The following is a 26340-nucleotide window of genomic DNA, read 5'->3' on the forward strand; positions in this document are numbered from 1 at the left end:
GGACGGTGATCCACTGCCTGCGACGCGTGACATTAGCAGTGCGACGCATCGGAAACCATAGTTAGTGTTACTGGCCATCGCGGCCCCGGATGGGGGGCGGCACTACGCGCGTCGCGTCGCGTCGCGTCGCGTCGCCGAGGCCGTTGCCAGACAACGGATTGACCGGCGAACCAGGGGTTCGAACGTCCTCGTGGCGGCGCGTCCGAGCGGCCGGCTGACGAAGAACCGCCGACGACGCGCAACGCGTCATTCACCCACGAACCATTAGGGAGGAGCGCTAGCGACGACGGGTGGCCGGTCGTCGCCCTGCCGCTGGTGGGCGAGCGCCGTCCGCAGCCAGTGCTCGCGCGTCTGCCGGTCGTTACCGGTCCACCGGTTCGGTCACTCCGGCTGGCCGGAGCGCCAGAGGTCCACGATCGGAAGCAGCAAGGTCGGCAGCGGCTCGTCGGCCCGGCTCTCGCAGCGCGTCCGCGAGCGCACCTTCCGGCACGCAGTCCACCAGCGTGAACCGTTCGTGCGGCCGGGGCGGAAGATCGACGAACACGCCGTCGAGATCAAGGCATCCGGCCAGCGGTGTCTCGTCGTCGCCGGGCGCACGACCGCCGATGTCACCGCGCAGGAGCCACCGTTCCCCATGCGGATGTATCACGCCGCGACCCTAGCCCTGATCTCCGCGCGCCGAGCCCGGCAACCCGGTGGATACCGAGGGCTTACGGGAGGGCACCCGGTCGATTCGTCAGCGTGGCGGCGGGGTGGCCGAATGAACAGGTGTAAGCGAAAAACACACACCGACAGAGATGAGAGTTTCTTGCGCCGCTTCGCCAGCCGGGTCGTTCTTGCCGTTCTTGCTCCCGCCGCCGCTATCGGTATGACGTTGGTCGCTCCGGCGGCGTCGGCGTCCGCCGCCGTGGCGACGGTGACGCTGGAGTCGCAGGTCGTGGCGCTGACGAACGAGGCCCGTGTGAAGGCCGGCTGCAAGAAGCTGACGGTGAACGTCAACCTGGCGAAGGCCGCGCAGGCGTTCTCGAAGGACATGGCGGACAAGAACTTCTTCTCCCACACCGGGGCCGATGGTTCGAACTTCGTGCAGCGTGCGAAGCGGGCCGGATTCAAGAAGACCGCGATGGGCGAGAACATCGCGTGGGGTCACAAGGACGCGCAGGGTGTGATGAAGGGCTGGATGAACAGCCCGGGTCACCGCAAGAACATCCTGAACTGCAAGTCGACCCTGATCGGTGTCGGCGCGGCCCGTAACGCCAAGGGCGTCCTGTACTGGACCCAGGAGTTCGGCAAGTAAGGGACTGGAATGGCCCGGGGCGATGAGAGCCGCCCCGGGCCTTTCCGCATAGATCGGGGCGTCCCCCATGTCGCTGGAGCGACATGGGGGACGCCCCGATCTTGGTTTGTGGTGACCACCGGCAAACCGGCCGTGCCTGCACAAAAGCCCGGAAGTGCCGCATCTCGGCGCGAACGAAGAGCGTGTTCGCTCCGAGATGCGAGGCCGCCCGCGGCCGAACGGTGCCCGCGGGAGCAAGCCCATAGCGACCACGCCGGAAGCGGGAAAATCGGCCTTTGAAGGCTTTTAAGCCTCTGCGGCCTCGGCCGGCTCCGGGAAGCCGTAGCGGGCGGCGTGCTCCGGGTTGGCCGGGTCGATGAGGCGGATGCCCTCGGTCGCGAGACGCTCGTTGATCTTGTCGAGGTTCTCGCGGACCAGTTCCGCCTCCTCGTCCGTGGTCCGGCCCCGGTGCGGCTTGCCGGCGTGCTCCAGGGTGGCGTAGTCGAGCTTGTCCGCCGGGGCCTTGCGGGCCTGCTTCGGCGGCTTGACCCGCTCCGCGGTCTTCAGCACGTCGGCCATCGGCGTGCCGGTGGCGAGCGCGTCGAACTCGCTGGCGTTAAGCGTGACCCTCCGGGCCTCGCCGTCGCCGTGCGCGTCGAAGATGTCCACCACCACCACGTCCAGCGCGGCGTCGTCGATGCTCTCCACCTCGGTGGGAAGCGCCTCGAGCTGCACCGGCCCGGTCATCAGGTCGGGGTGCTCGAGCACGACGATGCGCACCACATCAGCGTCGTCGTCGATGACGGCGCCGCTGAAGTCGGACACGTGGACGGTCTTCTTACCCATGGGGTGAGCTGCTCCTTCAATCGGCCGCGTGGCACGCGGACCCTGAGAACCTACCCGACAGGCGTACGAAACTCAGAAGTGCCGCTCCGCCAGGCGACGCCGCTGCTTCTCCGGCATGCTGCCCCACAGCCGCAACCGCGCCACGCCCCCGTCCGGGTAGACGTCGAGTCGCACATGCGTCACCTTGGGCGCGTCGCTGACCGCGAACCGGTGCCGGGTGTCCGGCTGCGCGCGGGTCCGTGGCAGCAGCTCGATCCAGTCGGCGGGCGCCTCCAGAGAGCGCACGTCGGGAATCCCGCGCAGACGGAACTCGCCGGGCGCGTTGCCCTTGAAGTGCGACGTGTCGATCTCGGCGAGCTGGATGCGGCCGGGCACGCCGAGCCGGACCAGCACCCAGTCGTTGCCGTCGTCGCGGCGCCGGGACGTCTCCCAGCCCTCGCCCATCGACCGGGCCAGGCCGGGGAGCAGCATCTTCGGCGCGGAGCCGTAGAACATGTTGCTGCACGCGGTGACCGTGCCGCCGTTCTCGGCCGCGGCCAGGTCGAAGACCTCGGGCAGCAGCGCCGGGTCGGGCACCACCTCGCCGTGCACGCGCAGCCGGGCCACGCCGCCGTCGGGGTAGATCCGCAGCCGCACGTGCGTCCAGACGCGGTCGTCGGCGGGCACGGAGAACGCGTTCCGCGTGTCGCCCTTGAGCGCGGACCGGGTCAGGACCGGCATCCAGTCGGCGGCCAGCAGCTCCGCAGGCGACGGATGCCCAGGCAGGCGGCACGCCTCGACGGACGCGGCCGGCGGGTAGTTGCCGGTGAAGAACGCGGTGTCGATCACCACGCCGTGGATCACACCGGGCGCGCCCAGCCGGACGATCGCGAGGTCGTGGTCGTCGCCGGTGCCGCGCGGCCGCCGCCGGCGGGTCTCCCAGCCGTCGTAGAGCTGGCCGCGCGCGCCGAAGCTCTGCGGCGTGAACGTGGGCGCGTGGTCGTTGATCAGATCGGCCGCGAACGCGAAGAACTCGTCGCTGGCGTGCACCACGCCGCCGCCGAGCCCGCGCGCGGCCAGGTCGGGCATCTGCTGCCAGTCGGTCATTTCACCCCTTCCCGGTGCAGGAGACGCCCGGCCGGCTCGCCGACCGTGGGATTGCCGCGCAACCAACTGCCCAGGACCACCCCGGTCAAGATCTTGTCGTGGTACGGCGAGACCGGATTCCGGTGCTGCAGGCGCTCGACGTCGACGCGCTGGGTGGCGTCCGGGTCGAAGACGACCAGGTCAGCATCACCGCCGACCGCCAGCCGGCCCTTCGCGCCCAGACCGGCCAGCGCGGCCGGGCCGGAGGCCATCCACCGGACCACGTCGTTCAGCGAGTGGCCGCGCTCCCGGGCCTGGGTCCAGATTATCGGCAGGCTGAGCTGCAGCGACGCGATCCCGCCCCAGGCCGCGGCGAAGTCGCCGGTGTCCGCGCGCTTGAGCTCCGGCGTGCACGGCGAGTGGTCGGAGACGATCACGTCGATCACGCCGTCCGCCAGCGCGGCCCAGAGCGCGTCCCGGTTCGCCGCGTCCCGGATCGGCGGGCAGCATTTGAACTCGGTGGCGCCGTCCGGCACCTCCTCCGCGGTCAGCGCCAGGTAGTGCGGGCAGGTCTCGGCCGTGATCCGCACCCCGTCGGCCTTCGCGGCCGCGATCAGCGGCACCGCCTCGGACGAGGAGAGATGCAGGATGTGGGCGCGGGCACCGGTCTTCCGGGCCGCCGCGACGACGTGGGCGATCGCGGTGTTCTCGGCGCTGCGCGGCCTCGACGCCACGAAGTCGGCGTAACTGGTCGAGGACTCGTGACCGCCGACCGAATCCGGGTCCTCCGCGTGCACCAGGAACAGCGCGTCGATCTCCTGGAAGGCCGCGCGCAGCTGCTCCGGTGTCAGCGGCGGGAACTCCGGCACGCCCGAGTCGATCAGGAAGGCCTTGAAGCCGAACACGCCGGCGTCGTGCAGCGGGGCCAGGTCGGCCAGGTTGCCGGGCACGGCCCCGCCCCAGAAGCCGACGTCGACCTGGATCCGCCCGGCCGCGGCCTTGCGCTTGAGGGTCAGCGCGTCGGCCGTGGTGGTCGGCGGCAGCGAGTTCAGCGGCATGTCGACGATCGTGGTGACGCCGCCGGCCGCGGCGGCCCGGGTCGCGCTGGCGAACCCCTCCCACTCGGTGCGGCCGGGCTCGTTGACGTGCACGTGCGTGTCCACCAGGCCGGGCAGCAGCGCGAGCCGGCCCAGGTCCTCCTCGCGGTCCGCGTGCAGCGGCGCGTGATAGTCGGTGATCTCCGCGATTCTGCCGTCCCGCACCGCGATCGCGGCGGGCCGTTCACCGTCCGGGGTGATCGCCCGCCGGGAACGGACTACCAGGTCGAAATCCGTCAACTCCGCCTCCAGGTGCGTGAGGTGGTCTCGGACCCGGAGATCGGCACTGATCACAGGTCAGTTCAGGATTCTCGGCATCCGGTCTCTCGGCAAGGCCAGTTTCGTCACAGGCCGGCCCGGTGTCACCGGACCGGTTTCGTCATGGAACAGCGAGGCGCTCCGGGGTGAAATCGCCCATCTCGTCCGGGTCGAGGGCGCCGCAGCGCAGGCCGCGCAGCAGGAATCCGGCCAGCGCGCGGGCGGTGGCCGGCTCGTCCAGGATGCCGGTGTCGCGGCGGTCCGAGTAGGCGGCGAGCCGGTCGCGGGCCGCGGCGGCACCGTCCCGGAAGAACGCGTAGGTCGCCGCGAACCGGGTCGGCAGTTGCGCCGCGTGCAGGTCCCAGCCCTGGTAGAAGCCGCGTTCCAGCGAGCGCCGGACCAGCCGCGCATGCAGTGCCCAGGCCGCCGCGACCTGTTCGTCGGAGCCGACCGGCAGGATGTTCGTCGACCCGTCGGACAGCCGCACGCCGGTGCCGGCCGCCGCGACCTGCATGACCGCCTTCGCGTGGTCGGCGGCCGGATGATCCATGCTCTGGTAGGCCGCGCCGATGCCGGCCGCGGCGCTGTAGTCGTAGGTGCCGTAGTGCAGGCCGGTGCACCGCCCGTCCGCCGCGGTGATCATGCGGGCGACCGTGGCGGTCCCGTCCGCGCCCAGGATCGCCGGCGGCGTCTCGATCTGGATCTCGAATCGCAGCGCGATCCCGTAGGCCGCGTCCAGCCGCGCGCACACGGTCGCGAACGCCTCGACCTGCGCGGGGTCGCTCACCTTGGGCAGCGTGACCACGAAGTTGCCCGGCAACTCCGACGCGCCTTCGAACCAGAGATCCAGGAACGCATCGAGGGTACGGAGGGAGCGCCGCCGCGTGTGCGCCTCCATGCTCTTGACGCGCAGGCCGACGAACGGGGGTGTCACCTCCGCGCTGCGCAACGCCTTCGCGGCGGCCGCCACGGCCGCGTCCTCCTCGTCGTCGGCGCGGATGCCGTACCCGTCCTCGAAGTCGATTCTCAGGTCTTCGATCGGCTCGTCGGTGAGCTTGGCGGTGACGCGGGCGTGCAGGTCCTGCGGGTAAGGCAGCGCCGGCGCGGTCTCCAGGCTCCTTCGCGCGATCGCACCCCACTCCGGGATCAGGCCGGCGTGGAACCGGTCGGCGGGCACGTAGACCGTGTGCACCGGCTGCCGGCTCTGGTGGTCGCCCGGATAGCGGGTGCGCAGGTGCGTGTCCACCGCCGCGAGCCGCGCGTCCAGCTCCGCGAGGGCCTCCGGATCCAGACGTCCCATGTCCATCCTTCGAGGCAGAAGAGCGAGACCGTCAGTCGATCAGTTCGTACGCGGGCACGGTCAGGAAGTCCGCGAAGTCGTCCGCGAGCGCGACCCGTTCGAAGAGCGTGCGGGCCTCGTCGAAGCGGCTCGCCCGGTAACCCTCGTCGCCGAGCTGTTCCCGAATCTCCGCGAGCACCTCGTCCTCCAGCCGGTGCACCAGCTCGGACGTGATCCGGGTGCCCTCCTCGGTGCGTACCCCCTGGTGGATCCACTGCCAGATCTGGGAGCGGGAGATCTCCGCGGTGGCCGCGTCCTCCATCAGGTCGTGGATGCCGACCGCGCCGTTGCCGCGCAGCCACGCCTCCAGGTATCGCAGCGCCACCTCGACGTTGCCGCGCACGCCCGCGTCGGTCACGCCGCCGGGTGTCGCCGCGATGTTCAGCAGGTCGTCCGCGGTGACGTCGACGTCCGGGCGCTGTCTGGCGAGCTGGTTGGGGTGCTCGCCGAGCGCGGCGTCGAAGATCTCCTGGCACACCGCCACCAGGTCCGGGTGCGCGACCCACGAGCCGTCGAAGCCGTCCCGGGCCTCGCGTTCCTTGTCGTCGCGCACCTTGCCGAACGCGACCGCGTTGACCTCCGGGTCGCGGCGGCTCGGGATGAACGCGGCCATCCCGCCCATCGCGAACGCGCCGCGCTTGTGACAGGTGGCGACCAGCAGCTCCGTGTAGGCGCGCATGAACGGCGCGGTCATCGTCACGGCCGCGCGGTCCGGCAGCACGAACGCCTCGCCCGCGTCCCGGAAGTACTTGATGATGCTGAACAGGTAGTCCCAGCGGCCCGCGTTCAGCCCGGACGCGTGGTCGCGCAGCTCGTGCAGGATCTCGTCCATCTCGAACGCGGCCGGGATCGTCTCGATCAGCACGGTGGCCCGGATCGTGCCGCGCGGGATGCCGAGGTGGTCCTGCGCGTACTCGAAGACGTCGTTCCAGAGGCGTGCCTCCAGGTGCGACTCCATCTTCGGCAGGTAGAAGTACGGCCCGGAGCCGCGTTCGATCAGCTCCTGCGCATTGTGGAAGAAGTACAGCCCGAAGTCGACCAGCGCGCCGACCGCGGGTTTGCCGTCCTCCCGCTGGAGGTGCCGCTCGTCCAGGTGCCAGCCGCGCGGCCGGACCACGATCGTCGGGTACGGTCCCGGGCCCAGCTCGTAGTGCTTCCCCTCCGCGGAGTCGAACGAGATCGTCCGGCGCACCGCCTCGTGGAGGTTGGCCTGCCCGCCGATCACGTTGGCCCAGTGCGGCGTGTTCGCGTCCTCCAGGTCGGCCAGCCACACCTTCGCGCCCGAGTTCAACGCGTTGATCGTCATCTTGCGCTCGGTCGGCCCGGTGATCTCCACCCGGCGGTCGGCGAGGTCGGCCGGCGCGGCCGGAACGGTCCACGCGCCCTCGCGCACGTCCACGGTCTCCGGCAGGAAGTCCAGCCTGCCCGTGCGGGCCACCTCGGCCCGGCGCAGGGCCCGCAGCGACAGCAGCTCGTCCCGCCGCGCCGCGAAATGCCGGTGCAGGTCCGCGACGAACGCCAGGGCGTCCGGCGTGAGGATCTCGGTCATGAACCCTCCAGGCATCAACGGTAAACCGAAATGATCACCGCGAGGAGTGCGACGACCACCGCGGCGATGGCGAACGCGATCAGCAGATGACGGGCATCCGCACTCGGCCGCGCCTCCGCCGGCAGGTCGTCGACCACCTGACCCAGGTCACCGTGGGTGCGGGCGGCGAGCACGGCGTCGACCCGTGTCGTGAATTCGTCCAGGGAGAGGCGTCCGGCCGCGGTGTGTCGCTCGAGGTCGGCGACGATGCGCTGCCGGTCCGCGTCCGATGCGCGTAGCCGGGGGTCGGTCACGCGCACAGACTACGCAACTTTCCGGCACCCGGAACACGTCTTCTTCGATGTACCCTCAGCCGACGTTTAGGAGGCCTCAGTGTCGAACTCCCCCGGCGGGCTGCTGATCATCGAACGACTGCTGCGCGACCGAGACAGCGTGTGGCGGCAGATCATCGACGAACGCGGCCTCGGCTCGATCAGCCTGCAGATGCTGGCCAGTTCCTCGCTCAGCTTCGCGCTCTACGGCGTCGTGCTCGGCGCCTCGCACAGCTGGATCCAGGCCGTCTCGTCGTTCGTGAAGCTGCCACTGCTGTTCCTTGCCACGCTCGCCATCTGCCTGCCCACGCTCTACCTGTTCAACCTGGTCTTCGGCGCACGGCTGTCGGTGATGCAGGCGGTCACGCTGATCATGGTGCCGATCACGGTCACCGCGGTGCTGACGCTGGCGTTCGCGCCGATCAGCCTGTTCTTCCTGATCACATCGAACAGCTACTCGTTCTTCAAGCTGCTCAACGTGGCGATTCTGGTGCTGACCGCGATCGTCGGCCTGCGCTTCCTGACCGCGGGGATGACCGCGTTCAACGAGCACCAGCTCAAGCTCGCACTGGTCGCGTCGGCGGTGGAGCGGGAGAACTCGGAGGAGGTTCTGGAGCCGGAACCCGCGTTGGTGGGTGCCAACGGGGCCTCGGCGGCTCCACTACCGGCCGTTCCCGTGCCGGCCGGTCCTGTGCCGGCGGCTCCCGGGCCGGCCGATCCCGCGTACCAGGGGATGCTTCCCGGCGGCTGGGAGCCGTACCACCAGCCGCGCCGCCCGTCCGCCGCGGACCTTCCGCCGGGGCATCGGCCGGCCAGCATGACGCTGCTCTACATCTGGATCGGCCTGTTCGGCTTCGTCGGCACCCAGCTGGCCTGGACGCTGCGCCCGTTCTTCGGCAGCCCGGACGAGCCCTTCGCGGTCTTCCGCGACGTCAACGGCACGTTCTACGCCGACATCCTCACCACGATCGGCCGGTTGATCGCGGGCTGAGACCCTGCTGCCGCCCCGGTCACCGGCCCTGACCTGACTCACGGCAATCTTTCATCGTCACCGGTGAGCCGTTTCGCGTTTCTCTCCGTATCTACCCCCGACGGGGTGGACGAACCGTGGAGGCGCAGATGGCATCGCTGGGGCGAGACGACACGGACTCGCAGAGCTGGCGGCGTCCGGCCACCTACGGTAGCTACGACTACGAGCCCACCGCACGGTCCGGCCGGCGGCGAGCCCCCGAGCACGACCCGTACGAGCCGCCGGCGTCGGCCGGCGGCTCGTTCACCGCGTACGGCGCCAGCGGTTCCTATCCCAGCGTCCGCGGGTCGCGGTCCGGCTCGTACCCGGTCGTGAACGACGGCTCCGACCCGTACGCCGGCTTCTCCGGCGCGTCCGGGCCCGCGGTCGCCACCCCCACCTATCGTGCGCCCGCCGCTCCCCCCGTTCCCTCCGCCCCATCGGCGTGGGATGCGCCCGCGGACCCGTGGGCGACCACCCCCTACGAGGCGGCGCCGACCCGGGCCGGCCGCCGCAGCGAACGCGACACCGACGCCCCGCGCCGCGGCCCCCGGTTCATGCTGGCCGGCGCGCTCATCGTGGCCGTCGCGGCCGGCGCCGGCACCGCCGGAGCGTGGTACGGCGCGAACCGGGTCGGCGTCACCAACCAGGCCGGCGACTCCACCAGCACCCAGCTGGTCGGCGCGGACGGCGAACTCACCAGCACCGCCGAACAGGTCCTCACCGGCGTGGTCTCCATCGAGGTCCGCACCGACGACGGCGCCTCCTCCGGCTCCGGCTTCGTCATCGACGACGCGCAGCACATCATCACGAACAACCACGTGGTCCAGGGCGCCAGCCGGGTCACGGTCAGCGGCCAGGACGGCGAGAGCCTCGACGCGGACGTCATCGGCACCGACCCGGGCATGGACATCGCGGTCCTCCGGATCGCCCCCTCCGAGACGCTCGAACCGCTCCCGATGGGCAAGTCCAGCACGCTCCGCGTCGGCGAGACCGTCCTCGCGGTCGGCGCCCCGCTCGGCCTCTCCGGCAGCGTGACCTCGGGCATCGTGAGCGCGGTCGACCGCCGCGTCCGCCTCGGCGGCGAGGGCGCGACCCGCCAGTCCGCGGTACAGACCGACGCCTCCATCAACCCGGGCAACTCGGGCGGACCGCTGGTCAACTCGGCCGGCGAGGTCATCGGCGTCAACACCGCCATCGCCACGCTGGAGGGCGGCGGCTCCATCGGCATCGGCTTCGCCATCCCGATCGAACGCGCCTCCGAGGTGGCTCAGGCGCTCATCGCCGCCGAAAGCTGACAAACCCTTTCAAAGACGATTTTCCCGCTTCCGGCGTGGTCGCTATGGGCTTGCTCCCGCGGGCACCGCTCGGCCGCGGGCGGCCTCTCTGCCGGTTTCCCGTGGTCACCACAAAACCAAGATCGGGGCGCCCCCCTGTCGCTGGAGCGACATGGGGGACGCCCCGATCTATGCGGAAAGGCCCAGGGCGGCTCTCATCGCCCCGGGCCCTTCCAGTCCTTGTGACTTACTTGCCGAACTCCTGGGTCCAGTACAGGACGCCCTTGGCGTTACGGGCCGCGCCGACACCGATCAGGGTCGATTTGCAGTTCAGGATGTTCTTGCGGTGACCCGGGCTGTTCATCCAGCCCTTCATCACACCCTGCGCGTCCTTGTGACCCCACGCGATGTTCTCGCCCATCGCGGTCTTCTTGAATCCGGCCCGCTTCGCACGCTGCACGAAGTTCGAACCATCGGCCCCGGTGTGGGAGAAGAAGTTCTTGTCCGCCATGTCCTTCGAGAACGCCTGCGCGGCCTTCGCCAGGTTGACGTTCACCGTCAGCTTCTTGCAGCCGGCCTTCACACGGGCCTCGTTCGTCAGCGCCACGACCTGCGACTCCAGCGTCACCGTCGCCACGGCGGCGGACGCCGACGCCGCCGGAGCGACCAACGTCATACCGATAGCGGCGGCGGGAGCGAGAACGGCAAGAACGACCCGGCTGGCGAAGCGGCGCAAGAAACTCTCATCTCTGTCGGTGTGTGTTCTTCGCTTACACCTGTTCATTCGGCCGACTGGCCGCCACGCTGACGAATCGACCGGGTGCCCTCCCGTAAGCCCTCGGTATCCACCGGGTTGCCGGGAGCGGGGCGGTCGGTCGGGCTGTACTACGGTCGTGGGATGACCGACTTCCGGCGGCGGATTCCGCGGACCGATACGGCGCTCGCCGATCCGCGGCTGATGGCCGCGGGTGTGCGGCTCGGGCACGGGGCGGTGAAGGCGGCGGTCGTGGCCGCGCAGGAGCGGGCCCGGCGTGGGGAGATCGCGCCGGAGGACGTGATCGAGGCCGCGGTCGGCGCGCTGCCCGCCGTGGGCCTGCGGCCGGTGATCAACGCGACCGGCGTCATCGTGCACACGAACCTCGGCCGCGCACCGCTGTCCGCGGACGCCGTGAGCGCGATGGTGGAGGCGGCCGGATACACGGACGTGGAGCTCGACCTGAAGGACGGCCGGCGGGCCCGGCGCGGGCGGACCGCCATGGCGGCGCTGGCGGCCGCGGTGCCGGGTGCGGGCGGCGTGCACGTGGTCAACAACGGGGCGGCCGCGCTGGTGCTGGCCGCGACCGCGCTCGCCCAGGGCCGGGAGATCGTGGTCAGCCGCGGCGAGATGGTGGAGATCGGCGACGGGTTCCGGCTGCCGGACCTGCTGGTCAGTACGGGCGCGCGACTGCGGGAGGTGGGGACGACCAACCGGACGACCGTGGCGGACTACGCGAACGCGGTCGGCCCGGAGACCGGGTTCGTGCTGAAGGTGCACCCGTCCAACTTCGTGGTGCAGGGGTTCACCTCGTCCGTACCCGTGGATGATCTTTCTGGTCTGGGTGTTCCGGTCGTGGCCGACATCGGGTCGGGGCTGCTGGCGCCGCACCCGGCACTGCCGGACGAGCCGGACGCGGCGTCGGCGCTGGCCGCGGGTGCGACGCTGGTGACCGCGAGCGGGGACAAGCTGCTCGGCGGGCCGCAGGCCGGGCTGTTGCTGGGCGGCGCGGCGATCGTGGAGCGGCTGCGGCGGCATCCGCTGGCGCGGGCGCTGCGGGTCGACAAGCTGACGCTGGCCGCGCTGGAGGCGACGCTGCGCGGCCCGGACGTGCCGGTGCTGACCGCGCTGGCGGCCGATCCGGAGGCGCTGCGCGACCGAGCCGAGACGCTGGCGGCGGCGCTGCGCACGGACGGGATCGACGCGCACGCCGCCGCCACCGAGGCCGTCGTCGGCGGCGGTGGCGCGCCCGGGCACACGCTGCCGTCCTGGGCGGTGTCCCTCCCCGAGCGCTACGCGCGGCGGCTGCGACTCGGCGACCCGGCGGTGCTCGGGCGGGTCGAGCGCGGGCGGCTGCTGCTGGACCTGCGCTGCGTACCCGCGGCTCGTGATCTGGAATTGCGCAAGGCATGCACGTCGTAGCGACCGCCGGGCACGTGGACCACGGCAAGTCCACGCTGGTCCGCGCGCTGACCGGGATGGAGCCGGACCGCTGGGCCGAGGAACGGCGGCGCGGCATGACCATCGACCTCGGGTTCGCCTGGACCGGGCTGCCGTCCGGCGAGACCGTGGCGTTCGTGGACGTGCCGGGCCACGAACGGTTCGTGCCGAACATGCTGGCCGGCATCGGCCCGGTGCCGGCCGCGATGCTGGTGGTCGCGGCGGACGGCGGATGGATGCCGCAGTCCGAGGAGCACCTGGCCGCGCTGGACGCGCTCGGCGTCCGGCACGGCCTGCTCTGCGTGACCCGTGCCGACCTCGCGTCGCCGGCGCCGGTCCTCGCCGACGCGCTCTCCCGTATCTCGCGCACGTCGCTCGGCCGTGTTCCGGCCGTGGCGGTCAGCGGCGTGACCGGTGACGGCCTGCCGGAACTGCGCCACGCACTGGATGACCTGGTCGCGTCGCTGCCCGCGCCGGACGAGACCGCGCCGGTACGCCTGTGGGTGGACCGCGTCTTCACCGTGCGCGGCGCCGGCACCGTGGTCACCGGCACGCTCGGCGCCGGCCGGCTGCGCACCGGCGACGAGCTGGAGATGGACGGCCGTCCGGTCCGGGTCCGCGGCCTACAGTCGCTCGGCGAGCCGGCCGGGGAGATCGGCCCGGTCGCGCGCGTCGCGGTCAACCTGCGCGGCGTCGACCGGGACGCGGCCGGACGCGGCACGGTGCTGCTCACGCCCGGGGCGTACGCGGGCACGGCCGAGCTGGACCTGCGCCTGGACGGCGTGCCGGTCGCGGAGCTGCCGCCGTCCGTCACCGTGCACGTCGGCTCCGCCGCGGTGGTCGCCCGCGTCCGCCCGCTCGGCGGCGACACGCTGCGGGTGCGGCTGTCCCGGCCGCTGCCGCTGCGCCTCGGCGACCGGGTGCTGCTCCGCGACCCCGGCCGTTCCGGCCCGCGCGTGCTCGGCGGCGCCACCGTGCTCGACGTCGCCCCGCCCGCGCTCGGCCGCCGCGGTGCCGCTGCCGCCCGCGCCACCGTGCTGGCCACGATGACCGGCGTGCCGGACGAGCGCGACGAGCTGCGCCGACGCGGCCTGATCCGGCGCGGCGACCTGCACCGGATGGGCGTGCCGGTCACGGTCGCGCCGGTGGCCGGCGAGTGGCTGGCCGACCCCGCGCACTGGTCGGCGCTGGGCGCCCGGCTGGTGGACGCGGCGACCACATATGCGAAGGAGTACCCGCTGGAGCCGGGCGCGCCCGCCGAGGCGATGCGCCACCGCCTCGGCCTGCCCGACATCGCGCTGGTGGAGGCGCTGGTCACCGCGCCACTGTCCTACCGGGACGGTCGCGTGGTCACGGCCGGCTCCGGCGTGCCGCCCGCGCTGGCCCGCATGGCCGAGACGATCGCCGGCGACCTGCGCGACACCCCGTTCGCCGCACCCGAGGCCGCCCGCCTGGCCGAGATCGGCCTGGGCAGGCGCGAGGCCGCCGCCGCGGTCCGCGCGGGCCTGCTGCTGCGCGTGACCGACGGCGTCTTCCTGATGCCGGACGCGATCGACCGGGCCGCCCGCCGCCTGGCCAACCTGGACGGCCCGTTCACCGTGAGCGAGGCCCGCCGGTCCCTCGGCTGCAGCCGCCGCGTCGCGGTGCCGCTGCTGGAACTGCTCGACCGCGCGGGCCTGACCCGGCGGCTCCCGGACAACACCCGCGAGATGACATGAGCGAAGGCGGACGGGAATCGAACCCGCCTGACCGAGAGACTCGGTCACGCCGATTTTGAAGATCGGGGAGGGCACCAGCCACTCGATCGCCTTCGGTGAGCAGCCTAGCAAGGGGCGTGCGAGAGTCGAGGCATGACGGTGCGCCTGACTGGTTATGCACATGGTGGTGGCTGTGCTTGCAAGATCCCGCCGGGGGAGCTGGAGTCCGTGGTCGCGGGTCTGCGTGGCGCTCCGCACGACGCGGAGCGGGAGCTGATCGTGGGGCTGGACGACGGGGACGACGCGGCGGTGGTCCGGATCGGGGCGGATCGCGCGGTGGTGTCCACGGCGGACTTCTTCACGCCGGTGGTGGACGACGCGTACGACTGGGGGCGGATCGCGGCCGCGAATGCGCTCTCCGACGTCTACGCCATGGGCGGGACGCCGATCGTGGCGATCAATCTGCTGGCCTGGCCGCGTGACCTGCTGCCGATGGAGCTGGCCGGTGAGGTGCTGCGCGGCGGCCTGGACGTGGCCCGGTCGGCCGGGTGCCCGGTCGCGGGCGGGCACAGCGTCGACGACCCGGAGCCGAAGTACGGTATGGCCGTCACGGGGCTGGTCGACCCGGACCGGCTGCTGCGCAACGACGCGGGCCGGGCCGGCGTGCCGCTGACGCTGACCAAGCCGCTCGGCATCGGCGTGCTGAACAGCCGGCACAAGGCGACCGGTGAGGCGTTCCCGCACGCGGTGGCCGCGATGACCACGCTGAACCGGGACGCGGCCGAGGCGGCGGTGACGGCCGGCGCGGTCGCGGCCACGGACGTGACCGGCTTCGGGCTGCTCGGGCACCTGCACAAGCTGGCCCGGGCCAGCGGCGTGACCGCGTTCGTGGACGCGTCCGCGGTGCCCTACCTGGACGGTGCGCGGGCCGCACTGGCGGACGGGTTCGTCAGCGGCGGCACCCGGCGCAACCTCGACTGGGTGCGCCCGCACCTGGACGCGGACGGCGTGAGCGAGGACGAGCTGCTGCTGCTCGCGGACGCGCAGACGTCCGGCGGCCTGCTGGTGGTGGGCGAGATCCCGGGCCACCCGGTGATCGGCGAGCTGCGCGCGGCCGATCCGGAGGGGCGCACGCTGATCGTCCGCTGACGTGAGCACCGCGCTCACTCATGTCACCTTTCGTGTCCGCCTGAATCGCGCTCCGTGACCCGGGTATCTCATGCCGTGTCCCGCTGAGTCGCACATTTGCGGGGTACGGCGACACGAGGAGGAACCATGAGCATCACGTCCGAGCAATGGAACGCGCTGCCCGGCCGCACCGTGTACGACCGAGACGGTGACCGGGTCGGCACCGTGGGCCAGGTGTGGACCGGCGCGGACGGGACCGGCGCCGAGTGGGTGAGCGTGCGGACCGGCCTGTTCGGCCTGCGCGACACGCTGATCCCGCTCGGCTCGGCCGAGTTGCGCGACGGAGAGCTGTTCGTGCCGTTCGACAAGTCCACGATCAAGGGCGCACCGCGGGTCGAGAGTGACGGCGACGAGCCGCTCGACCAGGCGGAGGTCCAGCGCCTCTACGCCCACTACGCCGGGGTGGAGAACGCCGGCCGGCACCGTGGCAGCGGCGACGCGATGACCCGGTCCGAGGAGCGGCTCAACGTCGGCACGGAACGGCACGCGACCGGCCGGGCCCGGCTGCGCAAGTACGTGGTGACCGAGGACGTGCGCACCACCGTGCCGGTGCAGCGCGAGGAGGTCCGCCTCGAACGCGAGCCGATCACGGACGCGAACCGGGACGACGCGCTGTCCGGCCCGGCGATCAGCGAGGCCGAGCACGAGGTGACGCTGCACGCGGAGCGCCCGGTGGTGCGCAAGGAGACGGTGCCGGTCGAGCGGGTCCGCCTCGGCACCGAGACCGTCGAGGAGGAGGAGACGGTCGGCGGCCAGGTCCGCAAGGAACGCATCGAGGCCGACCTGCCGGACCGCCGCCGGCGCTGACCCCTGCCGTCAGGGGCGCCGGTCCGGCGCCCCTGACCAGGCCTCGGCGGTCGTCGTCACCGGGCGATCCGATCGGGCCGACTCCTCGATCGCCAGCCCGATCAGGTGGTCCTGGGCGGCCTCGGCCAGCGGGTACGGCGGCGGCCCCGCGCCGCGTACCCAGGCGGCCATGGCGTCGAGCAGCGCGGCCGTGGCGATCTCGTCGTCGTTCCAGCGCGTCCCGGCGTACCCGTTGGTCCAGAGCACCTGGGTGCCCAGCATGATCGACTCGGTGTCGAAGCCGTTCAGGTCCAGGTCGTGCCCGCTCTGCCGGCGGGTCAGCGGCGTCCGGGCCAGTCCGCGCGGGCCGGTCGGATGCACGATCTCGTCGTCGTGCAACTCGCCGTGCGTGCCGCGGACCAGCAGGCGGCGGAAGCGCAGCAGGTTGCGTGTCTGCCCGGTGGTGAAGTCGTAGAGCGCGGACCGGCCGTCGCCGAAGTCCAGCGTGGCGATCGTGGTGGTGGCGGTGCGCGGCGTGGTCTCGCCGGTCCAGCCGCCGCGGTCCAGCGGGTGCAGCAGCGGCGCCTCGGTGCGGCTCGCCCGCACCACGGCCGGCGCGTGGCCCGCGCCGAGCAGGCCGCGGATCAGCGCGACCGCGTGGTAGAGCTGCGTGGACGAGACGTGCACCTGGGTGGGCGTGCCGAGGATCCCGGTCCGGACCGCGGCGGCGCGCGCGGCGTGCGAGGGCATCAACGGGTACTGCTCGGCGACCTGGACCAGGCCGCTCTCCCCCACGCCGGACCAGAGCGCGCGCAGCCCGGCCAGGTCGGGCGCGGGCGGCGTCTCGGCCAGCACCGGCGTGCCGTGCGTGACGCATGCGCTGATCAGGGCCGGGTTGAGCGTCCACGGGACCGCGGTGATCACGAAGTCCGGGCGGGCGTCACGCAGGCAGGTGGAGAGCGAGTCGAACGCGGGGACCGGCAGCGGGCGCGGCGATCGCACCACCGCGCCGACGCACTCCAGCCCGTCCACGCCGGTACCGACACGATGGATCGTGGAAGCCCGAAAACCGAATCCCACCAGCGCGTACGTCGTGGTCACCGGGAAACGTCACCGGCAGCCTCGGAACCCGGCTCGCCGCCCGAACCGGTGTAACCGTCCGGATCCACGGCGCCCGGAGCCGTGGCGCCCGTGCCGGGGTCGCCGAGGACCGCACCGCCGGTGACCGCGATCCCGCCGGCCGCGGATGTGCCGGAGGCCGCTTCCCGGGCCGCGAGCCGGGCTCGCTGTGGGATGACCGTGTACTTCGGGTCCTTGGCCGAGGCGACGCCGCCGTCGAAGATGCCGAACCGGGTCGCGGCGGACGCCGCCAGCAGTGCCGCGCCGGAGAGCGCGGAGATCACCCGGCTGCGGCGGCCGAGCACCGCACCGGCCGCGCCCGCGATCGTCAGCACCCGGCTCAGCCGCAGCAGCCGGCCGGACCGGCCCTGCCGGTAGGGCTCGCTGAGCAGGCCCATCCCGTGCTCGACCCGGTGTGCCGCGACCTGTTCCAGCACCGCGCCGGCGACCGCGAGCCGCGCCGCGGGCCGGTTCTGTTCCACCGGCGCCGCGATCAGCCCCACCGCGGCGCCGCTGGCCAGCGCGCTGCCGCCGAAGACGAACGGCAGCTCCGGGTACGCCTCGTGCCAGGACGGCGTGGCCGTGTCCGCGAGCAGCACCGCCGTGTAGGTGGCCAGCGCCGGCGCGGCCACCGCGGCCGCGAGCCCGGATGCCCGGCCGGTGACCGGCATCGCGCGCCGCAGCAGGCCGAGCGGGCCCCGGTCCGGCAGCAGCGCGGGCGCGATCTCCGCCGCCGCGGCCACGCCGGCCGCACCGCCGAACGCGGAGAGGATCCAGGTGCCCATCGACATCGGCGACGTGGGCTTGGCCACCCGCAGCATGTGGTGGAAGCGTGCGGGCCGCCCGAGGTCCGCGATCAGGAAGTAGGTGCTGGCCCCGACCGCACCGAGCGCGGCGAGCCGCCCGGCGCGGCGCAGCGCGGGCCGGCCGGTGAGGTCGCCGCCCGCGCCGAGCAGCGCGGATCCGGCCGCGACGCCGCCGGTGAAGAGGTAGACCGCGATGTCGTGCTTCCAGACCGGCGCCTTCACGATCGGCCGGTTGTAGTAGGAGCGGAACTCGGCCTCCGGGACCATCAGCTCCTCACGCGACCTGCCTCGGCCACCGCGCCGCGGACGGCCGACCGCATCCCGCTCGGCCCGCCGCTCGACGCCCTGACCGCCCTTCCCCACCCCGTCCGAACCCGGCGCACCGCCCGAAACCGGCGCACCGCCCGAAGCCGGCGCACCGCCGGAAGCCGGCGCACCACCGGAAGCCGGCGCGTCACCCGCGCCCGGAGAAGTGCTCATCTCGGCCGCCCCGCGAACGCCACTATCGCCGCCCCCACCATCGCCAGCGCCGCCATGCCCGCGTGCTTCCACATCGCCGGCAGGTCGCGCGTGGTGACGATCGGGTCCGGCGGCAGTCCGTACACCTCGGGCTCGTCCAGGAGCAGGAAGAACGCGCCGTCGCCGCCGACACCGTCGTCCTCGTCGTGCCCGTAGAGCCGCGCGGTCGTCTCCCCCGCCGCCCGCAGCGCGTCGACCCGGTCGGACGCGCGCTGCCGCAACTCGTCAAGCGGACCGTACTGAATGGACTCGGTCGGGCAGGCCTGCGCGCACGCGGGCGTGAGCCCTTCGCCGATCCGGTCGTAGCAGAGCGTGCACTTCCATGCCCGCCCGTCGTCCTTGCGCTGGTCGACCACGCCGTACGGGCAGGCCGGAATGCAGTAGCCGCAGCCGTTGCAGATGTCCTCCTGCACCACGACCGTGCCGAACTCGGTGCGGAACAGCGCGCCGGTCGGGCACACGTCCAGACAGCCCGCATGCGTGCAGTGCTTGCACACATTGGACATCATCAGCCACCGGAAGTCCGGTCGCGTCTCCCCGGCCGGCGGCCCGATCCCCGGCATCCCCAACGACACCGCGGCCGACGCCGCGGCGACCGGCGCCCCGGCCACCGGAGCGACGTCCGGGGAAAGGGAAGCCGCCGACACCGACGCCGGCATCGGTTGCTCGATGAAGTGCACCGCCCGCCACGAGTTCGCCGTCAGCCCGCCGGTGTTGTCGAACGACTGGCCGAGCAGGTCGTAGCCGTCCGCGGGAACACCGTTCCACTCCTTGCAGGCGACCTCGCACGCCTTGCAACCGATGCACACGCTGGTGTCGGTGAAGAACCCCATCCGGGGCGGCGCGTCCACATATCCCGCGTCCGGCGCCGGATCCAGCGGACCGTAGAGGCTACCCATCGTCATCCCCGGTTGTCTGGATCGGCGTCACATGGTCGTCGGTCAGTCCCGCGCGGCGCCGGTAGGAGGCCACGTACTCCAGTAACGCCTTACCCGTCGGGCGCCGCCCCGGCACCAGATCACAGGTGCCGATCTTGCTCTCCTGGATCAGTGTGTTCGGGTCGAGCGTGATGCCGAACAGGTCGTTCGTCGAGTCGCCGGTGACCAGGCCGTTCGCGCCGAAGTGGTACGGCAGCCAGATCTGGTGCACGGTCCGCCCCTCGACGCGCAGCGGCCGCATCCGGTCGGTGACGAACACCCGGGCCTCCACCGCGGACCGCCCGGTGACCAGATGCGCCCAGTCCATGTGCGCGATCCCCAGCGAGGCGGCCAGCGCCGGCGACACCTCGACGAACAGCCCCGGTTGCAGCTCCGCGAGGTACGGCAGGGTGCGGCTCATCCCGCCGGCCGTGTGGTGCTCGGTGAGCCGGCTGACCGTGAAGATGTACGGGAAGACCTCGCTGTGCGGCTCCGGTGGGCTCGGGTTGATCACGTTGTCCGCGCGCACGTAGATCTTGCGGGTCGGGTTCGCCTGCTGCCCGTAGAGCGGGTTGCGGATCGGCGACTCGGCCGGCTCGTAGTGCGTCGGCATCGGGCCGTCGATCAGCCCGCTCGGCACGAACAGCCAGCCCTTGCCGTCGCCCTGCATGATGAACGCGTCGTCGCCCGCGATCGCGTCCACGCCGGAGGCGCCTTCCGGGGGCCGGTACGACGGCGGCTTCGTCCTCTCGAAGTCCGGCACGTCCTTCCCGGTCCACTCGCCCTTGTCCGGGTCCCACCAGACGTAGGCCTTCCGGTCGGACCACGGCGCGCCGGACGGGTCGGCCGAGGCGCGGTTGTAGAGCGTGCGCCGGTTCGCCGGCCAGGCCCAGCCCCACTCGGCCGCGACCTCGTCCTGCTCGGATCCCGGCTTGCGCCGGGCGGCCTGGTTGACGCCGTCCTTGAGCACGCCGGTGTAGATCCAGCAGCCGCCCAGCGTGCTCCCGTCGTCCCGCATCTCGGTGAACGAGGACAGCGGGCGGCCGCTCACCACCTCGTACCCATTGATCTCTTTGAGCACGTCGAGCGCGCTGGGTTCCTGCTCGTCGCCGTGCACCGGGTAGTCCCACGCGAGGTCCAGCAATGCGCGGTCCCGTGCCAGCGTCGAGCCGGCCAGCCGGGATCGCACGAGACGGCCCAGGTGGTAGAAGAACCACAGCTCGGAGCGGCAGTCCTGGGGCGGGTCGACCGCCTTCTCGCGCCACTGGAGCAGGCGCTGCGTCTGGGTGAACGTGCCCTCCTTCTCCACGTGGCTGGCCGCGGGCATGAAGAAGACCTCGGTCCGGCAGGTCTCCGGCGTGATCTCCCCGGTCTCGGTCTCCGGCCCGTTCTTCCAGAACGTGGCGCTCTCGATCTGGTAGAGGTCGCGGACGACCAGCCAGTCCAGGTTGGCCATGCCGAGCCGCTGGGCCTTGCCGTGCGCGGAGCCGACCGCCGGGTTCTGCCCGAGGAGGAAGTAACCCTTGACCTTCCCGTCGATCATGTTCAGAACCTGCTGGTACGTGCCGTGGTCGCCGGTCAGCCGGGGCATCCAGTCGAAGCCGAAGTCGTTCTCCGGCGTGGCCGCGTCGCCCCAATAGGCCTTCAGCAGGTTGACCGCGTAGGAGCGCGCGTTCGCCCAGAAGCCCTTCTGCCCCGGGTGCCGGATGCTGTCGATCCACTCGTCGAACGTGTCGTGCTTGCCCACGACCGGCATCGGCAGGTAGCCGGGCAGCAGGTTGAACAGCGTCGGGATGTCGGTCGACCCCTGGATGCTGGCGTGCCCGCGCAGCGCCATGATCCCGCCGCCGGGCCGGCCCATGTTGCCGAGCAGCAGCTGGATGATCGCGCCGGTCCGGATGTACTGCACGCCGACGCTGTGCTGGGTCCAGCCGACCGAGTAGACCAGCGCGGTGGTCCGCTCCCGGCCCGAGTTCCGCGTCCACGCCTCGCAGACCTTCAGGAAATCATCAGCGGGTACGCCGGTGATGCTCTCGACGACCTCCGGCGTGTAGCGCGCGAAGTGCCGCTTCAGGATCTGGTACACGCAGTTCGGGTCCTGGAGCGTCTCGTCGCGGCGCGTCCCGCTCGGGATCGGCTCGCCGTGCGACTCCTGTTGCAGCCCGGACGCGGTCTCCCGGTCGACGTGCTCCTCGCCCTTGCTGTCCGCCTGGGCGCGCTGTCCCTCGTACGACCAGGTGGTCTGGTCGTAGACGTTGTGCTCCGGGTCGTAGCCGGAGAAGAGGCCGTCCAGGTCCTCGGTGTCCTGGAAGTCGCCGGAGACGATCGTGGCCGCGTTCGTGTAGGCCAGCACGTACTCCCGGAAGTCGAGCTCGTTGTCCAGGATGTAGCGCACGATGCCGCCGAGGAACGCGATGTCCGCACCGGCCCGGATCGGCACGTGCCTGTGCGCGAGCGCGCTGGTCCGGGTGAACCGCGGGTCGACGTGGATGATCGTCGCGCCGCGCTTCTTCGCCTCCATCACCCACTGGAACCCGACCGGGTGTGCCTCGGCCATGTTCGAGCCCTGGATGATGATGCAGTCCGCGTTAGCCAGGTCCTGCTGGAACCCGGTGGCCCCGCCACGGCCGAAGGAGGTTCCCAGACCGGGAACGGTGGCGGAGTGTCAAATGCGCGCCTGGTTCTCGATCTGGATGGCGCCCATCGCGGTGAAGAGCTTCTTGATCAGATAGTTCTCTTCGTTGTCCAGCGTGGCGCCGCCCAGGCTCGCGATGCCGAGCGTCCGGTTCAGCGGGTGGCCCTGCGCGTCCGCGTCCTCCCAGGTCTGCTCGCGCGCGGCGACGACCCGGTCGGCGATCATCTCCATCGCCGTGTCCAGGGCCAGCTCTTCCCAGTCCGTGCCGAACGGCCGGCGGTAGAGCACGGTGCGCTGCCGGTCCGGGTTGGTGACCAGGCTCTTGCTGGCCGACCCCTTCGGGCAGAGGCGGCCGCGGGAGATCGGGCTGTCCGGGTCGCCCTCGATCTGGGTGACCTCGCCGTCCTTGACGAACACGCGCTGGCCGCAACCCACCGCGCAGTAAGGACAGACGGACTTCGCGACGGAATCCGCGGTCTCGGTGCGCGCGGTCAGCTCCTTCGAGCGCCGCGACTGCGCCGCGAGGCCGCGACCGAGCGGGTCGGTGCCGGTGAGCTGCCGCCACACGGGCCAGCCCTCGATGAAGGTCCTGACTCCCACGGCGCTCACCTCCTCCTCGGCTGCGTCCTGTCTACCCCGATCTTCGCGCCCCAACCACCCTTTCGGGGCGCGAATGTCGTACCGGGGCGGTAAGACGGTAGGCATGACTCGCTACACGTTCGGCTGATCCCTCGCCGACACGAAGATCAAGATCATGCGATGCCTTTCCCGCTTCCGGCGTGCCCACTTCCGCATGCTCCCGCGGGCACCGGTCGTCGCTGGCGCTCCTCCCTGCCGGTTTCCCGGTGGCCGGAAACCCACGAGATCGTGCACGACTTCCGACCGTACCGGCAAACCGGCTCAACTTTGTGTGATCACCACATCGTCGATCGCGGCCTCGACCAGGCTGGCCGTGGACGCGTCCGCGGCGTCAACCAGGATCCGCACGGACTGGCCCGCGAACGCGGAGACGTCCGCGCTCGCGGTCGACCAGGACGCGGCCCGGTTCGACGCGGCGCCGCTGACCGTGAGCACCGTGCCGGTCGTCGTGCCCACCACCCGGACCCGCAGGTAGTCACCGCTGGAGGCGTTGTTCAGGTGCGCCAGGTAGTACGCGAACGACAGCGTGAGCGTGCCGGACGACGGCAGCGTGATCGCCGGTGACCGCACGCTGGTGATGCCGCCGTCCACGTCGTTCGCGCCCGCGCTGCTTCCCGCCGCCGCGCCGGTGACCAGGTCGTACGTTCCGGTGCGCGCGGTCAGCTGGGTGGCCGTGCCGGAGCTGGTGGCGCCGGGCGTGCCGCGCTCCCACCCACCGGACGTGGCGGTGTCGGCCGCGGACGGGTTCACGGTCCACCCGGTCGCGGTCTCGAAGCCGTCCGCCCACACCGGGGTGCCCGGTCCGCCGCCGCTGCCGGCCGACAGGGTCCAGACCGTGTGCGCGATCGCGTCCGAGTTCCGGTCCAGCGCGGTGTCGTCGACGTTGCTGGTGGTGTCGCACGCCGCGTGGTAGCACGGGTCGAAGCGGGCACCGGCCGTGCCGCCCCAGAGCGCGGCCTGCGCGCTGGTCTTCGTGCCCTCAGCACCGGTGAACGTGCCCCCGGCGGGAATGCCGCGCGCGATGAACGGCCCGTAGTCGCTGCGCCCGTCGAAGTCCGTGCCGCGGGTTGGCACGCCGATCCCGGCGAAGTAGCCCTCGATCACCGACTCGATCACCGCGCTGCCGGCCGGGCCCGGGCCCGAGCCGGTCCCGTCGGAGTTGTCGCCGTCGTAGACGAAGTAGCCCGGGTTCGGCGAGCCGACCATGTCGAAGTTGAGGTAGCCGGTGATCTGCGCCCGCGCGGCCGCGGTCAGGCTGTTCACGTAGTGGGTCGAGCCGCGCAGCCCCTGCTCCTCCGCGCCCCACCAGGCGAACCGCAGGTGCCGGCCGGGCGTGAGGTCCTGCGCGGCGACCGCGAGCGCGGTCTCCAGGATCGCGGCCGAGCCGGTGCCGTTGTCGTTGATGCCGGGCCCCGCGGTCACGCTGTCCAGGTGCGCGCCGGTCATCAGCACGTCGTTCACGTCGCCGCCGGGCCAGTCCGCGATCAGGTTGTAGCCGGTGGCGCCGCCGTAGGTGAACGACTGCACGACCGTGGTGAACCCGGCCGCGTCCAGCCGGCCCTTCACGTAGTTGACCGAGGCCAGGTAGCCCGGCCGGCCGTGCGCGCGATTCCCGCCGTTGGCGGTCGCGATCGACTGCAGCTGGGTCAGGTGCGCCTTGACCGCGGCTACGCTGATGTCCGGCGCCGCCAGAACCGCGGCCGGCCGAGCGACGAGCGCGTCAGACCGGGCGGCGGACGCATCCAGCTGAGCAGCGTGGGCTGAGGCGGCGATCGGCAGGACCAGCAGCGTCGCGGCGAGGCTCGCGATCGCGGTCCGCCTGCGTCGTCGAAGGTGCAGCAAGGGGATCTCCCCGGGGGTGTAGGGAACGCGGGCCGCCCGCCGTGGTCCGGCGGACGCTCCCGCGAGGCTCCCCACACCCCGCCCGGCGCACAATAGTCGTGCGTCGATTCCTCAGATGCTGCTCAATCCCGCACTGAACAGCGAAAACGCATCACATCAGGCTCATATCACCGCACCGTCCAGCGCGCGGTCCGGGTGGCCCGCCCGAGTGGGCAGGCCGGTCGCGGAACGGCCACGCCAGGAGGCCAGGAGCACGGCCGCCACGACGATCTGGACCACGAGTACGGCTGCCTGGGTCGCGGGTGACTTGACGGTCAGCAGCGCCATCGTGGTGTTGACGCCGAAGTGGACCGCGATCGACGCGATGATGCCGGCCGACTCGTACGCGAACCCGGTCAGCAGGGCCATCGGGAAGACACTGAGGGTGAACAGCAGCCCGCTCCAGCTGAACAGACCGAGTTCGTTCTGCACGGTGCCGGTGATGAAGAACAGCGGCAGGTGCCAGACCGCCCAGACGGCGCCGAGCACGAGACCCGTCTGGAGACGGCTCATCGTGGCGCGCAGCCGTGGGTAGGCCGTACCGCGCCATCCTGGTTCTTCGGCGATCGGCCCGGCGATGAGCATGCTGATCAGAAACGGCACCGGTCCACCGGCCGTGGCGATGAGGTCGCGGCCCTCGGTCAGGTCCACCGCGGGACCGCCCAGGGCGGCCGCGAGCAGTGCGGCACCCGCCACGGTCGCCACCGTCAGGACGAGGAGTGGCAGCGCCCACAGCAGCCGTCCGCCCTGCCACAGCCGCACGGTGTGGTCGGGGACGGGTTCGCGGCGGCGGGCCCGCAGGATCCGGACCGCGATGGCGCCGAACACCGGGCCGAAGCCGCCGAGCAGGTACGGGATGGCGGTGGGGAAGCTCGTCGGCTCGCCGCCGATGGCGATCGCGGTGAGCCAGCACGCCAGGGTGGTGGTGAACGTGACGGCCCAGAAGAGCGCGAGGCCGCTACGCCGGCGTACCGGGGAGGGGGTGGTCACGAGGTCGTTCCTTTCACGGAGGTGTGGAGCCGGGCGGTGAGCCATGCGGCGATCCGGGTGAGCAGTTCGGGGTCGACCGGCCGGCGCAGCTGCCGGGAGTAGGTGAGCAGCGAGGCCGGGCCGGGGTCGCCGCGCAGCAGGTGGGTCAGGTCGCCGACGCGGTGGATCTCCGCTCGGCCCGGTACGAGGCGATGGATGTCGTCCAGGTCCGCAGGGTCGACCTGGATGTCGTTGCCGCCGGTGACGGCCAGGACGGGGACGCGGATGTTCGCCAGGTCCGGCCGTGGATCGTGGGCGAGCAGCTCGCGCATCCAGCGGGCGTTGACCCGCACGCCGGCGACGCGGGCGACGTCGGTGCTGGTCGCCTTGACCCGCGCGAGATACCGCGTGAACAGAGCCAGCAGCGGCTTTCGCGCCGGCGTGGGCAGACTGCCGGCGATCATCTCCGCCTGGCGGCGGAGCGCGTCCTCGCCGGTGCGGGCGAATCCGGCCAGCAGCACCACCGCCGCGACCGCCGGACCCGCACCCGGGGACTGTGCGCCGAGCGCCATGGCATGGACGGCACCCTCGCTGTGCCCGACGACACCGACGGCGTCGGCCTGGATGTCGGGCCGGGCCGCGAGGGCCCGTAGCGCGGCGGCGGCGTCGCGGCGCGTGTCGATGAATCCGGCCGCTCGCCAGTCTCCGGGCGTGGCGCCGACACCGCGCCGGTCGTACCGCAACGTCGCGATGCCGTGCTGCGCGAGCACGGCCGCGAGCGGCGGGCCGAGTTCCAGCCGTTGCCGGCGGGTGTTGCCGTCGCGGTCCAGCGGGCCGGAGCCGTGCAGCAGTAGGACGGCCGGGTGCGGGCCGGGCCCGCCGGGCCGGGTCAGCGTGCCGGCCAGGAGCAGCCCGTCGTGCGCCTCGGCCGTCATCTCGACTTCCGGCATGACCCGCCTCTCG

General features: G+C 72.1%; 21 protein-coding genes, 1 tRNA gene and 1 pseudogene. 7 read left to right on the forward strand and 16 right to left on the reverse strand.

What is annotated here, in order from left to right; translation table 11 throughout:
• Positions 1–361: 361 nt before the first annotated feature.
• Entirely contained in the window at positions 362–649 is a 288-nt protein-coding gene (locus J2S43_RS24560) for a hypothetical protein (protein WP_306833016.1), read from the reverse strand.
• A gap of 159 nt (positions 650–808) precedes the next feature.
• Between J2S43_RS24560 and J2S43_RS24565 the strand changes: the two genes are divergently transcribed.
• Positions 809–1297: a CAP domain-containing protein gene (locus J2S43_RS24565; RefSeq protein WP_306833007.1), complete on the forward strand. Its 489-nt coding sequence runs from the start codon at positions 809–811 to the stop codon at positions 1295–1297.
• A 285-nt stretch (positions 1298–1582) separates the two neighbouring features.
• Here J2S43_RS24565 and J2S43_RS24570 read toward each other — a convergent pair whose 3' ends face one another.
• The 6 genes from J2S43_RS24570 to J2S43_RS24595 all read right to left on the reverse strand — a co-directional run bounded on the left by J2S43_RS24570 (position 1583) and on the right by J2S43_RS24595 (position 7723).
• The gene (locus J2S43_RS24570; RefSeq protein ID WP_306833017.1) at positions 1583–2122 is read right to left on the reverse strand and encodes a hypothetical protein; all 540 of its coding nucleotides are present in this window, start codon (positions 2120–2122) and stop codon (positions 1583–1585) included.
• A gap of 72 nt (positions 2123–2194) precedes the next feature.
• Positions 2195–3208, reverse strand: a complete 1014-nt coding sequence (gene alc / locus J2S43_RS24575; protein WP_306833018.1) for an allantoicase — start codon at positions 3206–3208, stop codon at positions 2195–2197.
• On the reverse strand, positions 3205–4524 hold the full coding sequence (gene allB, locus J2S43_RS24580) for an allantoinase AllB (protein WP_306833020.1): 1320 nt from the start codon (positions 4522–4524) through the stop codon (positions 3205–3207). The genes alc and allB overlap by 4 nt, the downstream gene beginning before the upstream one ends.
• Positions 4525–4663: 139 nt before the next feature.
• Entirely contained in the window at positions 4664–5842 is a 1179-nt protein-coding gene (locus tag J2S43_RS24585; RefSeq protein ID WP_306833022.1) for a DUF6986 family protein, read from the reverse strand.
• Between the two features lie 31 nt (positions 5843–5873).
• On the reverse strand, positions 5874–7430 hold the full coding sequence (aceB, locus tag J2S43_RS24590) for a malate synthase A (protein ID WP_306833024.1): 1557 nt from the start codon (positions 7428–7430) through the stop codon (positions 5874–5876).
• A gap of 14 nt (positions 7431–7444) precedes the next feature.
• The gene (locus J2S43_RS24595; RefSeq protein ID WP_306833026.1) at positions 7445–7723 is read right to left on the reverse strand and encodes a DUF1707 SHOCT-like domain-containing protein; all 279 of its coding nucleotides are present in this window, start codon (positions 7721–7723) and stop codon (positions 7445–7447) included.
• A 79-nt stretch (positions 7724–7802) separates the two neighbouring features.
• Here J2S43_RS24595 and J2S43_RS24600 point away from each other — a divergent pair, with 79 nt between their 5' ends.
• Positions 7803–8732 carry a hypothetical protein gene (locus J2S43_RS24600; RefSeq protein ID WP_306833028.1) on the forward strand — a complete coding sequence of 310 codons (930 nt, stop codon included), beginning with the start codon at positions 7803–7805 and terminating at the stop codon, positions 8730–8732.
• Between the two features lie 473 nt (positions 8733–9205).
• A pseudogene (locus J2S43_RS24605) lies at positions 9206–10048 on the forward strand (S1C family serine protease); the annotation flags it as partial.
• A 226-nt stretch (positions 10049–10274) separates the two neighbouring features.
• Here J2S43_RS24605 and J2S43_RS24610 read toward each other — a convergent pair.
• Positions 10275–10763 (reverse strand): CAP domain-containing protein, encoded by a 489-nt coding sequence (locus J2S43_RS24610; protein ID WP_306833007.1) that lies wholly within the window; start codon positions 10761–10763, stop codon positions 10275–10277.
• A gap of 162 nt (positions 10764–10925) precedes the next feature.
• Between J2S43_RS24610 and selA the strand changes: the two genes are divergently transcribed.
• Together selA and selB are read left to right on the forward strand one after the other, a co-directional pair.
• Complete coding sequence (gene selA, locus J2S43_RS24615) at positions 10926–12203, forward strand: L-seryl-tRNA(Sec) selenium transferase (protein ID WP_306833032.1); 1278 nt, start codon at positions 10926–10928, stop codon at positions 12201–12203.
• The gene (selB, locus tag J2S43_RS24620; RefSeq protein ID WP_306833034.1) at positions 12191–13939 is read left to right on the forward strand and encodes a selenocysteine-specific translation elongation factor; all 1749 of its coding nucleotides are present in this window, start codon (positions 12191–12193) and stop codon (positions 13937–13939) included. The genes selA and selB overlap by 13 nt, the downstream gene beginning before the upstream one ends.
• Here selB and J2S43_RS24625 read toward each other — a convergent pair.
• A tRNA-Sec gene (locus J2S43_RS24625) sits at positions 13940–14033 on the reverse strand.
• Positions 14034–14071: 38 nt separating this feature from the next.
• Between J2S43_RS24625 and selD the strand changes: the two genes are divergently transcribed.
• The gene (selD, locus tag J2S43_RS24630) at positions 14072–15067 is read left to right on the forward strand and encodes a selenide, water dikinase SelD (protein ID WP_306833036.1); all 996 of its coding nucleotides are present in this window, start codon (positions 14072–14074) and stop codon (positions 15065–15067) included.
• A 126-nt stretch (positions 15068–15193) separates the two neighbouring features.
• The gene (locus J2S43_RS24635; RefSeq protein ID WP_306833038.1) at positions 15194–15913 is read left to right on the forward strand and encodes a DUF2382 domain-containing protein; all 720 of its coding nucleotides are present in this window, start codon (positions 15194–15196) and stop codon (positions 15911–15913) included.
• A 9-nt stretch (positions 15914–15922) separates the two neighbouring features.
• On the opposite strand, the gene J2S43_RS24640 is transcribed toward J2S43_RS24635, so the two are convergent.
• The 7 genes from J2S43_RS24640 to J2S43_RS24670 form a co-directional block, all read right to left on the reverse strand.
• Entirely contained in the window at positions 15923–16993 is a 1071-nt protein-coding gene (locus tag J2S43_RS24640; protein WP_306833039.1) for a Gfo/Idh/MocA family oxidoreductase, read from the reverse strand.
• Entirely contained in the window at positions 16990–18297 is a 1308-nt protein-coding gene (gene nrfD, locus J2S43_RS24645) for an NrfD/PsrC family molybdoenzyme membrane anchor subunit (protein WP_306833041.1), read from the reverse strand. Before nrfD ends, J2S43_RS24640 begins: the two co-directional genes overlap by 4 nt.
• The gene (locus tag J2S43_RS24650) at positions 18294–19241 is read right to left on the reverse strand and encodes a 4Fe-4S dicluster domain-containing protein (protein ID WP_306833043.1); all 948 of its coding nucleotides are present in this window, start codon (positions 19239–19241) and stop codon (positions 18294–18296) included. Before J2S43_RS24650 ends, nrfD begins: the two co-directional genes overlap by 4 nt.
• Positions 19228–22488 (reverse strand): formate dehydrogenase, encoded by a 3261-nt coding sequence (gene fdh, locus J2S43_RS24655; RefSeq protein ID WP_306833046.1) that lies wholly within the window; start codon positions 22486–22488, stop codon positions 19228–19230. Before fdh ends, J2S43_RS24650 begins: the two co-directional genes overlap by 14 nt.
• A gap of 300 nt (positions 22489–22788) precedes the next feature.
• Positions 22789–24273 (reverse strand): M28 family metallopeptidase, encoded by a 1485-nt coding sequence (locus tag J2S43_RS24660; protein WP_306839420.1) that lies wholly within the window; start codon positions 24271–24273, stop codon positions 22789–22791.
• A 258-nt stretch (positions 24274–24531) separates the two neighbouring features.
• Complete coding sequence (locus J2S43_RS24665) at positions 24532–25398, reverse strand: CPBP family intramembrane glutamic endopeptidase (protein ID WP_306833047.1); 867 nt, start codon at positions 25396–25398, stop codon at positions 24532–24534.
• A complete protein-coding gene (locus tag J2S43_RS24670) occupies positions 25395–26327 on the reverse strand; it encodes an alpha/beta hydrolase family protein (protein ID WP_306833049.1) in 933 nt (310 codons plus the stop codon). Before J2S43_RS24670 ends, J2S43_RS24665 begins: the two co-directional genes overlap by 4 nt.
• Between the last annotated feature and the right edge of the window lie 13 nt (positions 26328–26340).

Source organism: Catenuloplanes nepalensis (assembly GCF_030811575.1).
GTDB classification, from domain to species: domain Bacteria; phylum Actinomycetota; class Actinomycetes; order Mycobacteriales; family Micromonosporaceae; genus Catenuloplanes; species Catenuloplanes nepalensis.

Coding starts and splice junctions, on each gene's coding strand:
- aceB (WP_306833024.1), bottom strand. CDS start 7,430: ATGACCGAGATCCTCACGCCGGACGCCCTGGCGTTCGTCGCGGACCTG.
- selB (WP_306833034.1), top strand. CDS start 12,191: ATGCACGTCGTAGCGACCGCCGGGCACGTGGACCACGGCAAGTCCACG.
- J2S43_RS24670 (WP_306833049.1), bottom strand. CDS start 26,327: ATGCCGGAAGTCGAGATGACGGCCGAGGCGCACGACGGGCTGCTCCTG.
- nrfD (WP_306833041.1), bottom strand. CDS start 18,297: ATGAGCACTTCTCCGGGCGCGGGTGACGCGCCGGCTTCCGGTGGTGCG.
- J2S43_RS24570 (WP_306833017.1), bottom strand. CDS start 2,122: ATGGGTAAGAAGACCGTCCACGTGTCCGACTTCAGCGGCGCCGTCATC.
- J2S43_RS24585 (WP_306833022.1), bottom strand. CDS start 5,842: ATGGGACGTCTGGATCCGGAGGCCCTCGCGGAGCTGGACGCGCGGCTC.
- alc (WP_306833018.1), bottom strand. CDS start 3,208: ATGACCGACTGGCAGCAGATGCCCGACCTGGCCGCGCGCGGGCTCGGC.
- selA (WP_306833032.1), top strand. CDS start 10,926: ATGACCGACTTCCGGCGGCGGATTCCGCGGACCGATACGGCGCTCGCC.
- selD (WP_306833036.1), top strand. CDS start 14,072: ATGACGGTGCGCCTGACTGGTTATGCACATGGTGGTGGCTGTGCTTGC.
- J2S43_RS24635 (WP_306833038.1), top strand. CDS start 15,194: ATGAGCATCACGTCCGAGCAATGGAACGCGCTGCCCGGCCGCACCGTG.
- J2S43_RS24650 (WP_306833043.1), bottom strand. CDS start 19,241: ATGACGATGGGTAGCCTCTACGGTCCGCTGGATCCGGCGCCGGACGCG.